This window comes from Cupriavidus sp. MEYA8 (assembly GCF_059278825.1).
Window position 1 is genome coordinate 1617617 of record NZ_CM181222.1, and the last position, 14126, is coordinate 1631742.

General features: G+C 63.9%; 13 protein-coding genes. 6 read left to right on the forward strand and 7 right to left on the reverse strand.

From position 1 onward, the window contains the following. Nucleotides 1-195 precede the first annotated feature (195 nt). A complete protein-coding gene (locus AC5WJ1_RS24535) occupies nucleotides 196-1155 on the reverse strand; it encodes a GlxA family transcriptional regulator (protein ID WP_133095736.1) in 960 nt (319 codons plus the stop codon). 350 nt (nucleotides 1156-1505) lie between these two features. Between AC5WJ1_RS24535 and AC5WJ1_RS24540 the strand changes: the two genes are divergently transcribed. Continuing rightward, complete coding sequence (locus AC5WJ1_RS24540; protein WP_135703058.1) at nucleotides 1506-2519, forward strand: carbon-nitrogen hydrolase family protein; 1014 nt, start codon at nucleotides 1506-1508, stop codon at nucleotides 2517-2519. Nucleotides 2520-2677: 158 nt separating this feature from the next. Further along, the gene (locus AC5WJ1_RS24545) at nucleotides 2678-3709 is read left to right on the forward strand and encodes a hypothetical protein (RefSeq protein ID WP_240745826.1); all 1032 of its coding nucleotides are present in this window, start codon (nucleotides 2678-2680) and stop codon (nucleotides 3707-3709) included. A 590-nt stretch (nucleotides 3710-4299) separates the two neighbouring features. On the opposite strand, the gene AC5WJ1_RS24550 is transcribed toward AC5WJ1_RS24545, so the two are convergent. After that, entirely contained in the window at nucleotides 4300-5163 is an 864-nt protein-coding gene (locus tag AC5WJ1_RS24550) for an NmrA family NAD(P)-binding protein (protein WP_135703057.1), read from the reverse strand. Nucleotides 5164-5291: 128 nt separating this feature from the next. On the opposite strand from AC5WJ1_RS24550, the gene AC5WJ1_RS24555 reads away from it, so the two are divergent. Then, entirely contained in the window at nucleotides 5292-5933 is a 642-nt protein-coding gene (locus tag AC5WJ1_RS24555; protein ID WP_494476617.1) for a TetR/AcrR family transcriptional regulator, read from the forward strand. A gap of 124 nt (nucleotides 5934-6057) precedes the next feature. Next, nucleotides 6058-6435: a hypothetical protein gene (locus AC5WJ1_RS24560; protein ID WP_255519633.1), complete on the forward strand. Its 378-nt coding sequence runs from the start codon at nucleotides 6058-6060 to the stop codon at nucleotides 6433-6435. Nucleotides 6436-6706: 271 nt separating this feature from the next. Here AC5WJ1_RS24560 and AC5WJ1_RS24565 read toward each other — a convergent pair whose 3' ends face one another. Continuing rightward, nucleotides 6707-7618, reverse strand: a complete 912-nt coding sequence (locus tag AC5WJ1_RS24565) for a LysR substrate-binding domain-containing protein (protein ID WP_133095731.1) — start codon at nucleotides 7616-7618, stop codon at nucleotides 6707-6709. A 276-nt stretch (nucleotides 7619-7894) separates the two neighbouring features. Between AC5WJ1_RS24565 and AC5WJ1_RS24570 the strand changes: the two genes are divergently transcribed. Beyond that, nucleotides 7895-8845 carry a ring-cleaving dioxygenase gene (locus tag AC5WJ1_RS24570; RefSeq protein WP_135703056.1) on the forward strand — a complete coding sequence of 317 codons (951 nt, stop codon included), beginning with the start codon at nucleotides 7895-7897 and terminating at the stop codon, nucleotides 8843-8845. A gap of 17 nt (nucleotides 8846-8862) precedes the next feature. Further along, entirely contained in the window at nucleotides 8863-9489 is a 627-nt protein-coding gene (gene wrbA / locus AC5WJ1_RS24575; RefSeq protein ID WP_135703055.1) for an NAD(P)H:quinone oxidoreductase, read from the forward strand. 91 nt (nucleotides 9490-9580) lie between these two features. Here wrbA and AC5WJ1_RS24580 read toward each other — a convergent pair whose 3' ends face one another. The 4 genes from AC5WJ1_RS24580 to AC5WJ1_RS24595 all read right to left on the reverse strand — a co-directional run bounded on the left by AC5WJ1_RS24580 (nucleotide 9581) and on the right by AC5WJ1_RS24595 (nucleotide 14110). Beyond that, nucleotides 9581-10552, reverse strand: coding sequence for a glutathione S-transferase family protein (locus AC5WJ1_RS24580; protein WP_494476618.1), 972 nt, complete (start codon nucleotides 10550-10552; stop codon nucleotides 9581-9583). 104 nt (nucleotides 10553-10656) lie between these two features. Next, on the reverse strand, nucleotides 10657-11565 hold the full coding sequence (locus AC5WJ1_RS24585; protein WP_135703053.1) for a tryptophan 2,3-dioxygenase: 909 nt from the start codon (nucleotides 11563-11565) through the stop codon (nucleotides 10657-10659). Beyond that, on the reverse strand, nucleotides 11562-12983 hold the full coding sequence (locus tag AC5WJ1_RS24590) for an amidase (RefSeq protein ID WP_494476619.1): 1422 nt from the start codon (nucleotides 12981-12983) through the stop codon (nucleotides 11562-11564). The genes AC5WJ1_RS24585 and AC5WJ1_RS24590 overlap by 4 nt, the downstream gene beginning before the upstream one ends. Continuing rightward, nucleotides 12983-14110, reverse strand: a complete 1128-nt coding sequence (locus AC5WJ1_RS24595; RefSeq protein ID WP_494476620.1) for an iron-containing alcohol dehydrogenase — start codon at nucleotides 14108-14110, stop codon at nucleotides 12983-12985. Before AC5WJ1_RS24595 ends, AC5WJ1_RS24590 begins: the two co-directional genes overlap by 1 nt. Nucleotides 14111-14126 lie beyond the last annotated feature (16 nt).

Genomic DNA, 14126 nt, shown 5'->3' on the forward strand with positions numbered 1-14126 from the left:
CTCCCGCGCGTTCTCATTTGGGCTCTGTGAAAAGGCAGTTGGTGGAAACCGCTCACCAGACCTGCCCATACTCGCGCTCCCTTCGCGGCAACGTCAACGTGCTGTTCGAGATTCTTTAAGCAGCGTGTTCCCCGGACAGATAGTGACACTGGCGTTCACCGTGCCTGAGGGCGCGAAAGCGCACTCGCACTAGCACTAGAGCTGAGCCGAATCCGCTGCAAGCCGCGAGCGGGCCGCCCGCTTCAACGCCTGAGGCGGTTGGCCGAAGACGCGCAGGAACGCCCGCCTCATTCGCTCCGGATCGGAGAAGCCGGTTTCACTCGCGATGCGCTCGATGGTGAGCCGATCCGCCTCGACAAGAATGCGAGCCGTTTCCGCGCGCAGCCGCTCGACGGCGCGCGCAGGAGGTTGACCGGTGTTCAAGCGGAACTCTCGGCTGAAGTGGCGTGGGCTCATGTGGACGGCATGGGCGAGCCGCTCCACCGACAGGTCTTCGCGCAGGTGGTTCTTGGCGTAGGTCAGTGCCGCCTGGATGCGATCGGACCTGGATTCCAGCTCCGACAGTGTCGAGAACTGCGACTGCCCACCCGAGCGCCGATGGTGTACGACCAGCTGTCTTGCGACCGCTCTCGACACGTCGCTGCCCAGGTCGCCCTCCACCAGCGCCAGCGCGAGGTCGATGCAGGCGGTCATGCCGGCCGAGGTCCAGATGGTGCCGTCGCGTATGAAGATCCGATCCTCTTCGACCCGGATCGACGGATAGCGCCGCTGAAGCTCACGCGCATGTGCCCAATGCGTTGTCACCCGCCGGCCCTCCAGGATGCCGGCCTCGGCCAGGACGAAGGCGCCGGTGCAAATGCCGGCCATGCGCCGGGTGGGCTCGAGAGCACGCGCGAGCAGCTTTCGGAGCCTGGGCGATGACGGCTGAGGCGTGGTCGCGCCGGCCATGATGATTGTGTCATAGATGTTCGGATCCAGCGCAACGGTCTGGACGGCCGTGCCCATCGAGCTCTTCACCGCACCGCCAGATTCGGAGACGACATGGATGTCATAAGCCGCCCTGGGTGCAGCAGCGTTAGCCAGCTCGAACACGGAGACCGGCACGATGTCGAGGATCTGGAAGCCGGGGAACACCACGAGTCCGACGCGTTTCATGTTGGCCTAAAAGGAGGGAAGTTGGTCATTTGAGCTAAAGCCTAGGCCCCTATCCTGTATCTGTCAAAGCCATCCAATTGCTTCGGACCGCCGGGTATCAGCATCCCGATGGCACTGAACTCTGAAGGCCTTCCACTCGGGCTCGAGCTCGATGCGGCAGCTGGCCGTGAGCTGCTTGCCTTGTCGCGCCGAGTCGAACAAGTCCTTGGTCGCCTGCCCGGACCCAGCGGGTTCTGAGACGGACCCACCGTGAGCCGGAGGCAGCCACATCGACGCTCGGCACTGGATACACCTATCCAACTTCGATGCGGCACTACGATGCCGCGTCCCATTCAAAGGAAATTTTTCAAATGACAGTCATCAAAGCAGCAGCAGTCCAGATCAGCCCCGTGCTTTACAGCCGTGAGGCAACCGTGGATAAAGTCGTGCGGAAGATCCGGGAGCTTGGTGAGAAGGGGGTGCAGTTCGCCACGTTTCCGGAAACCGTGGTGCCGTACTACCCGTATTTTTCAGCGGTCCAGACGGGCCTTCAGCTTCTTGCCGGAAATGAGCATCTCAGGTTGCTCGAGCAGTCCGTGACGGTGCCGTCCCCGGCCACCCACGCGATCGCCGAGGCGGCCCGCAAGGCCGGCATGGTGGTGTCCATTGGTGTAAATGAGCGTGACGGAGGCACCATCTACAACACGCAGTTGCTCTTCGACGCGGACGGGACCCTGATCCAGCGCCGCCGCAAGATCACGCCCACCTATTTCGAACGCATGATCTGGGGGCAGGGCGACGGATCGGGCCTTCGCGCGGTCGACAGCAAGGTCGGACGAATCGGCCAGCTCGCATGCTTTGAGCACAACAATCCGCTCGCGCGCTACGCGATGATCGCCGACGGCGAGCAGATCCATTCGGCCATGTATCCGGGGTCAGCCTTCGGCGAAGGGTTTGCCAAAAGGATGGAAATCAATATCCGGCAGCATGCGCTTGAGTCCGGCTGCTTCGTCGTGAACGCAACAGCGTGGCTGGACCCTGACCAGCAGGCGCAAATCATTAGGGATACGGGGTGCGACATCGAGCCGATTTCCGGCGGTTGCCTGACCACTATCGTGGCGCCGGACGGCATGCTGTTGGGCGAACCTATCCGCTCGGGTGAGGGTGAGGTCGTCGCCGATCTTGATTTCTCTTTGATCGACCGGCGCAAGGTATTGATGGACTCGGCGGGACACTACAACAGACCAGAGTTGCTTAGTCTCATGATCGACCGCACGGATACCGCCCACCTGCACGAGCGCGCCGCGCATGCCGGATCGCCCGTCCATCAAGAGCCGGGAGACCTGCACGCCACAGTAGCACCCAGTCCTACACTGACCGCATAGAGAGGTATCCACTCGAATACGCCGCGTTCTCCGAAGCTGCTCATGCGTCATCCGGAGGTCGTGCGCCATGGAGATACGCGGTGATCCGCGAATTCGAGCGCCAATGACCACGGCGCGATAGTCTCATTGCAGCCTGCGCCAACGCCTACGATGCTTACATGTCAAAATCCGACGGATTCCCCAGGTCATGGCAAGCCAATCTTTTTGCCGCCGTAATCGCGGCTGTCTATTCGCTGGTTCCTGGCGCTCCCCGATCAGCAAGCGCCGCACCCGTGACCATCGAGGTGCGGAACTTCACCGCGCCGACCCAATGCACCGAGGAGGACAACGTCTCGTTCGTACTGAGTTCGCCGGCAATCCAGCGTTTCCGCGTAGAGGCGCTACATCCGCCATATCTCGGCAAGGTTCGCGAGCTCCGTTATCCGCCGCCGGACTTCTCCAACTGCGACTTCGGCGAAAATTCGCCCCGCGCGGATCCGGGCCGTCGCTTCGAGCCACGTAAGGTGCGAATCTACGACGGGCCTGATCTCGCCATCGAAGGCAATACCTACGAGACGTTCTGGCGGACACGGTCTGTGCCAGTGGCGGTGTGGGGCAGCGTGTATCAGGAGTTCCATCTGCTGCAGTTTTATGTAAAGCACTCGCACGCTGGAAAATTGCGCGAGACGCAAGTGCTGGTGTTGTACCCCCCCGACGGGTACTGGCGGGCCAAGCCATTGCCGGCAGCACCCGCTAGCAGCAATTCATACGGCTCATCGTTTCTGATTGGCCCGATAACGGAGGCTGGCAGACCCGTTGTGGAGATCGCCGATATCGATATCGACCCCAAGGGGCGAACCATTCGACTGCGCTTCATCGCAGGCGGCGAGGCCAGCGTGCGATTGATCGAAGTGAGCCGCGAGCGCACCGCGCTCGATGTGACATTCGAGCCGAGCTATCGATCCTCCAACAAGTCCGCGGCGGCTGACATGTCAGGCTTCGCAATGCTGCGCTCGATGTATGTTGCCGACGACAACGCCGATATAAGCCGTGTCGAGTGGCGTGATGCCGCCGGCCGCGCGCACCACACCTCCGTGGCCGAAACTACCGCGCTACAGGCGCGTTCCGTGCGTTTCGGGAGGGTGGTGCCGTCGCGGCATAATACCGACGCGCCCGATATACGCTTTGATGCCTTCGACGGCCCCCCTTGAGCCTTTGTGCCCTTGCGCCCTTGTAGTCAAGGATATCCAGCGCACTGCATTTCGGCGCAACGAGGCCAGCTCGAGTGCCGCCAACAGGGCATCAAGGCCGACTCCTGGGCGACGACGCGGGGTGGCCAGGCGTTGCTGCCGCGGACGCGCCCTGGCCGGCGGCACGCCCCATATCGCGGTCAGCCTTGCCGTTCGTTTTTGCGCGCTCGCCAGAGACACCGCTGGCTGCCTGCACAGACGGCTCCGCGCGCCGGCCAGTGTCAGTCCCGGGTGTTGGAGGGGAACCGTAGCGACCGCCCTGCGCCCAAGCTGCAACGGCTAACGAAAGGGCGGCAAGGAAGGCTAGCTTTCTCATTGCTGTCTCCGAACTTCGTTGTGTCATGGTGCTTCAGTAGTAGGTCAGGGAAGCTCACAGCGATGTCAGCCAATCTCCTACTTTCGTGAATGGCGATGGGAGATGGCTTCCCGGAGGCGCATTCGAGTCAGAAAGCGGTTCTGCCGAACGACTCTGAGTGGCCGGTCTCCGACGTCGGCGCACCCGCCCAGGGGTGCGCATGCGCCAGGGGCAACTAGCGACTCGGCGGTGACATTTACGCCAAGAGATGGCGATGCTCTTCGATGAACTGTTCGGGCGTCGTCAGCGGCTGACCGACGATCTCCGCCGCGCTCTTGTCGACACCGGCAAGCAATTGCTCCTGCTGATCGACCTTGACCGCCTTGAAATGGGCAGCAAAGGAAGGATCGCCGTCCAGGCCAATGGCCTTTACGAATTCGTCCGGCGACACCTGCTCGAAGCGAATCTCCTTTCCGAGCGTCCTCGCGAGAATGCCCGTGAGTTCGATGTGGCTGACTTCGACCGAGCCTGTGACCGGAATGATCGTCCTGCCGAACGCCTCGGGATTCTCAAGAATCTTTCCAACCACTCGTGCGATATCGACAGCGGCGATGGGCACGAAGCGGCTCTCCGGATCGAACGGCGTCAGATAGCGGCCGGCGCGAATCTCAGCGGCTGTGTACAAGATCCATTCGGCGAAGAAATTGACGCGAAGATGTGCTGTCGGAATGCCCGAGCGGTCGAGGATCTGCTCGGAAAGCCAGTGACTCATCGTTGCCGGGCTGCGCGCGTGCGGGCGCGACTGTCGGTGCGACATGTACACGATCTGCTTCACACTGTGCTCGGTTGCAGCCTGGGCGAGGATCGCCGTAGCTTCTACCGCGCCTTGTGTCAGTGGATAGCAGAAGTAGACTCCATCAACACCCTTCATCGCACGACGGACATCTTCGATCTTCAGCATATCGCCGGTCACGATTTCCGCGCCCAGTTCCTTCATCGCCTCGGAACGGACGTCTTCACGACGAACGAAAGCCATCACCTTGTGGCCGTTTTCGAGCAGGAGGCGAACGGTAGGAGTGCCTGTAACGCCAGTGGAACCTGTAACGAGAAACTTCTTCATATGGATCTCCGGAGACTAAGGAAGCGCGGCCAAAGCTTGTGCGCCGTGTCCGCAAGACTAAGCAGTATGATCATCATGTTAGGGGGCGCGCACGTGCCCAGGGTCGCTTGAAATGCGACCCGTCAAACATGATGACCATCATGCTTCCGTTTGCCAAGCATGATGGTTATACTGTTTGCCGTCAACCAATTTTTTCGCAGTTTTCGGAGGACGCAATGCGTTACCCGCCAGAAGAGACGGCAGAGAAGCATGCCCGGATCCTGGAACAGGCATCCATTTTGTTTCGCGAACACGGATTTTCCGGAGTCAGCCTCAGCGAGATCATGAAGGCGACCGGCCTTACACATGGCGCCTTCTACAATCACTTCGAGTCAAAAGAGGATCTGATCGCGAAGAGTATCGAAGACACATCGGCCAAAGCGCTCGCGTCCATGAGAGAACGCGGGGCTCGCGGTGAGCAGCGGGCTCAATACGTTGACGGATATCTCACCGAGCAACACCGCGACGACAGAGGCAACGGATGCATGATGGCAGGATTGGCTGGCGAGATTGCGCGTGAACCTGCGGCTCAACCGGCCTTCACACAGCATGTCGAGGGTATGCTCAAAGGCTTCACTGAGCCTGGTGCAAAGACAAAAAAGAAGAATGCTCGTCGCGATGCGATTCATACCCTTTCAAGCATCGTCGGCGCGCTCATTCTGGCTCGGGCGGTGGATGATCCTGAACTGTCAGAAGAGATTCTTCGTGAAACTCGGGCGGCTCTGGACTAACGCTCGTTTATCGGGTGGTGCCGCTTGACCTCGCGATTGTCGTTCTGGCTCCGTCATCACAGGAGCGCAACGAGGCTTTGAACGCGCTAGATGGTCGATGTCCGCAGTCCGATGCACAGCCGACGTGCGAGCAGTTGAACGGCTCGAATACCTGACCACTATCGTGGCGCCGGACGGCATGCTGGCCGGATCGCCCATCCATCAAATGATGCAGCAGTGGCGCGACGACCTCGTGGCGTATCGGTGCGGGATGCCGAATTCCCGGCTGCAGGAGATCGCCGCACGCCGCCCAGGCTGGCGTTGCAACGAAGTGGAATTCTTGGTCACGCGGATCTCGTTTGAGTCCCTCGACAAGGAGCGTGCTGCAAGTCTGAACGAGCTGCCGACGAGGCTTCGCCTGCCCGAGAGTGACGTCGATCGCCTGATCGAAGCGGGAAGGGATGCCATCCTTGGCAACCCGGTGATCCGCGAATTCGAGCGCGAATCGACCGCGGCGCGATAGTCTCGCGGCACGCGGCGTGGGTGAGGCACATCATCTACGAAGACATCGTGGCCGGCCGGCCGGTGGCGGTGCTGGCGGACCGGCAGCTTCCCAGGCTGACGATAAACGTGGCATACCAATGCCGCCGCCACCAGCCCGCGAAGCTGCGCGTCTTCATCGATTTCCTGTTCGAGCGGTTTGAGCGTGCCTGGAGCTGGCGAAGAAGTCGGAGCGCGCCGCCGGCTAGCGTTCCGGCGTTCGGCGTTGCGGCGTTGCTGCGTTCCGGGCGGGCTCAGTGCCGGTCGAACGCCGTCACCTCCGGCAGCACCACGGCGAGATAGTCCACCAGTGTGCGGACCGCCGGCAGCAGGCCCGTGCGATAGGGAATGAGGGCGGTGATACGGGCGTCCGCGGCGATCCATTCCGGCAGTATCTGCCGCAGCCCGCCTGCCTTCAGCTCGGCCTGGCAGGCGTACACCGGCAGCGCGGTGATGCCGACGTTCGCGCACGCCGCTTCTTTCAGCGAGATCAGGCTGTTGCTCAGGAACCTCGGTTCAAACGGCACGGTGGCCACGCGCTTGTCCGGCCCCTGCAATTGCCATTGCGACGCGCCCTTGCCCGCCATGGCGATGATAGAGTGAGACGCCAGTTCCTCGGGCTGCGTCGGCACCGACGTCCGTTCGAGATAGTCGGGCCCGGCGAAGAGATACCACGGCGTCCTGGCCAGCGGATGCTGGACCAGGTTGGAGTCCTGCAGCTGGCCGACATGACCGCGGATCGCCAGGTCGAAGCCCTCGCCGACGATGTCCACGATCCTGTCCGTGGCGGTTTCGTCGATTCTCACCTTGGGGTGGTCGGAGAGGAAGGTCGGCAGCACGTGGCGCAGCGCGAACTGGGCGATGTCCACAGCCACCGTCACGCGGATCACGCCACTCGGCTCCGCCAGCCGCTGGCGCATGGCTTCTTCGGCAAGCTCGGCACTGCGCATCAGCGCCATGGCGTACTGGTAGAACTCCTGGCCCACTTCCGTCATCGCGAACTGGCGCGAGGTCCGGTTGATGAGCCGCACGCCCAGCGAGGCTTCCAGTTCCTTGACGCGGTGGCTCAGCGTGGACTTCGGAAGCCGGAGCGCCTCGCCGGCCGCGGTGAATCCGCCGCGGTCGACCACCTGCACGAAGTAATAGACGTCCTTCAGATCGAGCATGGCATGGGGATTGGCCGGCCATTCCAATGCCGGCGGGTTTGCTGAGGGGGCGAGTGGGTGACGCCCGATCATACTCCAGCGCCGGCGCCCACTGCCATCCGGGCAAGCCTTGGTGCCCACCGGGCGCACCGCGCCGCACCGGGCGCCATTGTCCAAGTTTGCCGAACCCTGCGTACAACCCGTGACGGCTGCCCAAGCGGAATCCGGCGACATAAGCTGTTGCGCAGGAGCGGCTCTGCGCTGTTTCTACATGCTTATTTCAAACTGGAGAGGACAATGACAATGCTCAAGGGATTTCATCACCTGACCGCCGGCGTGCGGCACGCGCAGGAGGATGTGGACTTCTACGTCAAGCTGCTCGGGCAGAGCCTCGTGAAGAAGACCGTGCTTCTCGACGGTGAAGATCCCATCTACCACCTCTACTACGGCAACGCGAATGGCGATCCGGGGACCCTGGTGACGTCGTTCCCGTTCCGCCAGCGCGGGGTCATGGCGCGCCAGGGATCGGGCCAGGTGCGGGTCATCAACTACTCGGTGCCCACGGGCTCGCTCGAGTTCTGGCGCAGCCGCTTCGATGCCATGAACGTGCCGTATGACAGCGAGATCGTCGAGCGCTTCGGCGAGCGCCGCCAGCGGTTCCAGCATCCGTGCGGCATCGAGTTCGATCTCGTCGAAACGGATCTGGACCCGCGTCCGGCCTGCGTGGCCAGCGATATCCCCGAGGCCCATGCCATCCGCGGCGTGCACAGCATCACGCTGTCGCTGCGCGATGTCGCCGAATCGATCCGCTTCATGAGCGAAGCGATCGGCTTCCGCCACGTTGGCCAGTCGGGACCCTACTACCGCTTCGAGACGTACACCGGCGGCCCGGGCACGGTCGTCGAGTTCCAGCATGAGCCGGACCGGCACCAGGGCTCGTCGATCTACGGCGAGGGTACGATCCACCATGTGGCGTTCGCCGTGGACAACGTCGAACAGCAGGCGATCCTGAAGGAGAAGCTGTTTGCGCTGGGCTACATCGACACCTCCGAATCGGTGCACCGCAACTATTTCCGCTCGATGTACTTCAAGATGCCCGGCGGCGTGATGTTCGAGGCCACGACCACCGACATCGGCTTCGCGATCGATGAAGAGCCCGGCCATTTTGGCGAGGAGTTCCAGCTTCCGCCCTGGCTGGTGGATCGCAAGGATGAGCTGCTGGGCCGGCTCGAGCCCATTTCCGCATGACGTTGCTGGGGATCGATATGCGCAAGCCAAAGGTACTGATCGTTTTCTATTCACGCAACAGCTCCACCGAGATGCTGGCCAAGGCTGTCGCCGAGGGGGCCCTCGATACCGGCGCCGAAGTCCGCATGCGGCGCGCGCGGGAGGTCGTCGGCCCCGACGTCATGCGGCAGGCGCCGGGCTGGCTCGAGAACGCCACGGAGATGAACGCGAAATACGACGCGCCGACCGAAGCCGATGCCGAGTGGGCCGACGCCATCGTGTTCGGCACGCCGACGCGGTTCGGGACCATCTCGACCGAACTCAAGGCCTATATCGACGGGCTCGGCGGCCTGTGGTTCGCGGGCAAGCTCAACGGCAAGGTGGGCTCGGTGTTCGGCACGACGTCCTCGCGCCACGGCGGCAATGAAGCCACGCTGCTGGCGGCCTACACGCCCATGGCCCACCTGGGCCTGATCATCGTGCCGCTGGGCTATGCCGACGCGGCGATGTTCAAGGCCGGCACCCCCTACGGCGCGACGCACGTCTCGCACCGTGACACCGTGAAGCCCGACGACGATCACCTCGACGTTGCACGGTACCAGGGCCGCAGGGTGACGACTGTCGCCCGTGCCCTGCACGTCCAGCCGGAGCCCGTGGCAGCCTGAAAGTAAAAGCCTGATCGTAAAAAAAGGCGGAGACTCGGAGTCTCCGCCCGATTGCTTCATCGGCACAGCCCGATGACAAGCTGGCTACCGCTCAGGCCGGCGCCGTCTCCATGCAGGTTCCCAAGGCATCCATCTGTCGCGATGGCGGCAGCGAGTCGATCGTGGCGCGGACCGCCTCCCTGCAGAGCGAAGGCCGCTTGACCAGGGTTTCGACATAGCGGGCAACGTTGGGCAGGTCGTGCCACATCGGCGCGAGCCCCAGGTACGCCAGCCGCACCAGGTTGACACCCCACAGCACATCTCCAAGGGAGAACGCGTGTCCCGCAACATACAGGGCCGGTGCGGCCCCCAGCGTGCGGTCCAGCTCCTTCAACACGCCTTCGACGTGATGGTGCGCGGCACGCTGGAATGCGGCATCGCGGCGGACCGCCCGGCCACCGCGCTCCTTCGCGAGCTTGGCGCGATAGGCGGCAACGAGTTCAGCGTCGTCGCCATTGCCGGCCAGCATGGCCTCGAGCGCTGCGATCTTGTGGTCGTAGACCGCTTCCATGACCGTCTTGAGCGCGTCTGGCCGCCGGTCGGTGTCGGGATGAAAGCCATATAGCAGGGCGCCGTTCGGCATCTGGTCGACGATGCTCACCTGGCGCATCACCGCGGCACGCGCCTCGGCATCGTCCGGCAAGAGCTGGACGGGCGCGCGCGATACCGCGTCGAGATAGCAGCAGATCCGCCGGGAATCCGCGATCACGCGGGAGGCTTCGTAGTCGACGAGCAATGGCACCGCGCACGGATCGAAGCCGTCGGTATCCACGGAAGGGCGCCCGCTATAGCCGCTGACGAACTCCCGCCCGATTTCCAGTCCGGCCATCAGCCGCAGGCGTACATAGGGCGGGTGATAGTGCTCCGCGGGAACGACGCCGTCCGGACCCATCGAACTCAGGATCATCATGTCGTTCGACCGGTATGGCAACTGCTTCTCGGACAGCACCGTGCGGACCTTCTGCGAGCACAGCGAACTGGCCGCGTGGAACAGCTCAAAGCGCGGGTTTGCATCGCTTCCCACGATGGAGATCCGCGCAGGATCGGCGATGGCAGCGCGGGCACCGGCTGCCAGGTTTCTCAACAAGTCATTGCGCATGGGTTTCTTCCAGCTGATGGTTAGTCACGTCACTCCGCAGCCCGGGCGCCGGCCTGTCCGCGCGCGTGCGGACACACCGCGGGCGGATCGCCGATGAAGCCGCGCGCGGACCAGAGTTCAGGGAACGGGATCTCGTTCATGGTCGGCAGCAGCCAGGCAATGCCCTCGGTGCCGAAGTAGGCCGGCCGGGCGCCGAAGGTCCGGCGCGTGGCCATCAGGTGCAGGTGCTTCCATGCGGAGAATCCCTCCGCAATATCGGCCAGCGTCTCGCCGAGTTGCTGCAGTTCGCGGTGCTGGTCCGGGTCGGCGTAGACGTCGCGCCAGACGTTTTCGACCGCCTTGTCCGGCGCGTAGGGCACGCTGAAATCGCGGTCGAGTGCCAGCGCCGGCACGGCGAAGCCCTTGCGGCTCAGGTGGGCGAGCACGTCGTCATACAGGCTCGGCTCTGCCAGCGCCTTGCTGAGCTGCTCCCAGCGCCGGGGCTGCGGCAGGAAGTGCTGCAGGTGCTCCCCCTGCTTGATGCCGAGCAGGTAGACCATCTGCCGGAACGTCCAGCCCTGCAGTGCGGTGTCCTTGCCAAACTTCGGCCCGACGCAGGACAGGATGGCCAGCAGGTCGACCGGCGTCATCCACGCGATGGAGCGCCAGGTGGCATTGAGCGGCTCGTGGTGGGCAACCACGCGCCGCAGCGTGCGGCATGCGCCGGCCAGGTCATCGGCACGCAATTGCGCCTGCGCGGCCTGGATTTCCCTGATGATCAGCATCCAGTAGAGCTCGGACACCTGCGCCGATACGATCCAGGCGTGCTCGCCGGGATGATCGCTGACCGGGTGCTGCAGCGAGTGGAGCACGTCTGTCTGCAACCAGTCACTGTATGGCGTGCGCCCGGCTGGCGTTTCTGCCGGTGCCCGGGATGCGGGCTTGACGGAATCTTTCATTCTGGTCTCCTCGTGGTGGTGTGGTCAGGCAAGTCTTGTGCAACGGAGACGGTCCCCAGCATCGACTCGATCTGCTGCGCGACCTGCAGCAGCGCGCCGTCGCCGCCGGGCCTGCCGACGACCTGCAATGCGGCTGGAAGGCCGCCGACGCGGGACGGCAGCGGAATCGAGATGGCGGGAAATCCCGCGACGTTGAACGGCGCGGTGTAGGTCATCAGGGCCTCGCGGACGGTGCCGGTCCAGTTGCCGATGTCGACCGTGCCGGCATCGCGGGGCGGGGCGGTGCAGGGGCAGGTCGGCAGCACGAGATAGTCGAGTGTCGACATCGCTTCATGCAGCCGGGCCGTGAAATGCCGCCTCGACTGGTGGGCCGACGCATAGGCGCGCAGGTCCATGGCCTGTGCACGCCTGAGTCTGTCGACCGTTTCCGGGTTGTAGTGCGTGGCGATGCGATCCCAGTCGTGGCGTCGGAAATGCTCGATTCCGCCCTCGATAAGAACGATGGCCGCAAAGGCATCGAACACCATATCGAACATGGCGTCGAACCGGCGGGTCTCGCCGAGGTCGACGCAGCTGAATCGCTGCGCCAGTTGTTCCACCGCCTGGTCGAATGCGCTGGCGACCTCAGGACTCAGCGGCACCGGCGCGATCTGCCTGACGATGCCGAGGCGGGCGGAAGGCGTGGCATCGCTGCGGCGGATGTCGATGCCAGCGGCATCGGCGAGCACCAGCACGTCATCGACCTGTCCGCCCAGCAGGCCGACGTGGTCGCAGGTGGCCGCCAGCGGAAACACGCCGCGCGTGGACAGCGTGCCGAGCGTCGGCTTGAAGCCGACGACACCGCACAGCGCGGCCGGGATACGGACCGAGCCGCCGGTATCGGTGCCCACGCCCGCCATGACCGCGCCATGCGCGATCGCCGCCGCGGCGCCGCCGCTGGAGCCGCCGGGAATGCGGGAATGGTCGAGGGGATTCAGGGTGTCGCCGAAGCTCGGGCTGGCGGTCGTCACGCCCCACGCAAATTCGTGGGTGGTGGTCTTGCCGATGACGATGGCGCCGCATCCGGTCAGTGTCTTCACGATGTCGGCATCGGCAGCGGGAACATTGCCGCGGTAGGCGGCAGATCCATACAGTGTTTCGATGCCCTTCGTGTCGATCAGGTCCTTGATGGCGATGGGCAGCCCTTCCAGCGGACGCTGGCTGCCTTCGCCGTAGCGGCGGTCGCTCTCCGCCGCGGCCTGCAGCGCGCGGTCCTGGTCAATGGCGGCGAACGCGTTGAGCGATTGCTTGCTGGCTTGCGCGCGGAGGAGCGCCTCTTCGGTCAGGCCCGTCGCCGTGATCCGCCGGCTGGCCAGGGCCGCAAGCGCGTGGCGCAGGCCCGCGGGATGCGGGAAGCTGTAGGATGGCTGGCCGGTCATTACCACAGGCTCTCCAGCAGCGCATCCAGCCTGGTGCCGGCATTGTCGCCAAGGTCGCCAAGGTCGCCGACTTCGGAAGGATAGTTCTGCCTGAGCAGGGCCGCGATCTCGGGAAGCTTAGCCCGATCGAAATCGAGGTCGCGGAGCCGGCTGGGCAATTGCAATGCATCCACGGCTGCCTCGATGCGGTCGGCGAGAAATGCGGCGGGCGGGCGGCTGCCGCGTTCCGTGGCGAAGATCTCGAGCTTGCGGCCATAGGCGCCGGCGCAGGCGCGGATGACGGGCGCCAGCGCAATGCACGAAGTCACGCTGTGCGGTACCCCGAAGGTCCCGCCGAGGATGTGGCCGATGCGATGGCTCAGGCCGTAGATGACCGAAGCGGGATAGAAGTAGCACTGCCACGCGGCGAGCTGAAGCTGCAGCAGGTCGTCGGTCGACACGAGTCCGCCCGCGATGGCCTCGCGCGTTTCGAGCTTGCGCGGCCACTTCTCCAGCACGGCAAGGAAACGCTCCACGCCCCTGGCGGCCAGGATGGCGTGAGGGTGATCCACGTCGACCCGGCGCATGCCTTCCACCGCATGGTCGATCCCCTTGATGGCCGAACTCAGCAGCAGCATGCGTGGCGTGTCGACGATCATGCGGGGATCGAGCACCACCAGCCGCGGTGTCGTTTCGCGCACCGCATAGCTGCGCTTGAACTTCTGCGGGCCGTCCGTTTCCGTCACGCCGAAGTAGTGGGAGAACTCCGAGCCCGACAAGGTCGTCGGAATCGCCGCAATCGGCAGGTAGCGGCCCGTCTGCTGGAAATGCTGGTACGAGACTGCCTTTGCGGCGTCGAGCACGGAGCCGCCGCCGAGGGCGATGATCGATGCCGCATCGGCCTCGATGCAGGCACGCAGCCCGTCGCGTACGGCGAAATCGGGCACATGCGGCGGCAGGCCGGTGAAGGTGCCCACGCCGTCGCCGATGACAGGCTGCAGGTGCTCGCGGTTCAATGCCTCAAGGAATTCGACCGTGAACGTGATCGGACGGCGGATGTCGTAGTTCTCCATGGAGGCAGCGACGGTCTTCAGCACGTCGTGTCCCCAGGCAATCTCTTCCTGCGGCAGGCATTTCAACTGGTTCATTCCACGTCTCCCCATG

What these genes read in the sequence shown, in the direction of transcription:
- AC5WJ1_RS24535 (WP_133095736.1), bottom strand. Translation starts at nt 1,155, where the DNA reads ATGAAACGCGTCGGACTCGTGGTGTTCCCCGGCTTCCAGATCCTCGAC.
- AC5WJ1_RS24540 (WP_135703058.1), top strand. Translation starts at nt 1,506, where the DNA reads ATGACAGTCATCAAAGCAGCAGCAGTCCAGATCAGCCCCGTGCTTTAC.
- AC5WJ1_RS24545 (WP_240745826.1), top strand. Translation starts at nt 2,678, where the DNA reads ATGTCAAAATCCGACGGATTCCCCAGGTCATGGCAAGCCAATCTTTTT.
- AC5WJ1_RS24550 (WP_135703057.1), bottom strand. Translation starts at nt 5,163, where the DNA reads ATGAAGAAGTTTCTCGTTACAGGTTCCACTGGCGTTACAGGCACTCCT.
- AC5WJ1_RS24555 (WP_494476617.1), top strand. Translation starts at nt 5,292, where the DNA reads ATGATGACCATCATGCTTCCGTTTGCCAAGCATGATGGTTATACTGTT.
- AC5WJ1_RS24565 (WP_133095731.1), bottom strand. Translation starts at nt 7,618, where the DNA reads ATGCTCGATCTGAAGGACGTCTATTACTTCGTGCAGGTGGTCGACCGC.
- AC5WJ1_RS24570 (WP_135703056.1), top strand. Translation starts at nt 7,895, where the DNA reads ATGACAATGCTCAAGGGATTTCATCACCTGACCGCCGGCGTGCGGCAC.
- wrbA (WP_135703055.1), top strand. Translation starts at nt 8,863, where the DNA reads ATGCGCAAGCCAAAGGTACTGATCGTTTTCTATTCACGCAACAGCTCC.
- AC5WJ1_RS24585 (WP_135703053.1), bottom strand. Translation starts at nt 11,565, where the DNA reads ATGAAAGATTCCGTCAAGCCCGCATCCCGGGCACCGGCAGAAACGCCA.
- AC5WJ1_RS24590 (WP_494476619.1), bottom strand. Translation starts at nt 12,983, where the DNA reads ATGACCGGCCAGCCATCCTACAGCTTCCCGCATCCCGCGGGCCTGCGC.
- AC5WJ1_RS24595 (WP_494476620.1), bottom strand. Translation starts at nt 14,110, where the DNA reads ATGAACCAGTTGAAATGCCTGCCGCAGGAAGAGATTGCCTGGGGACAC.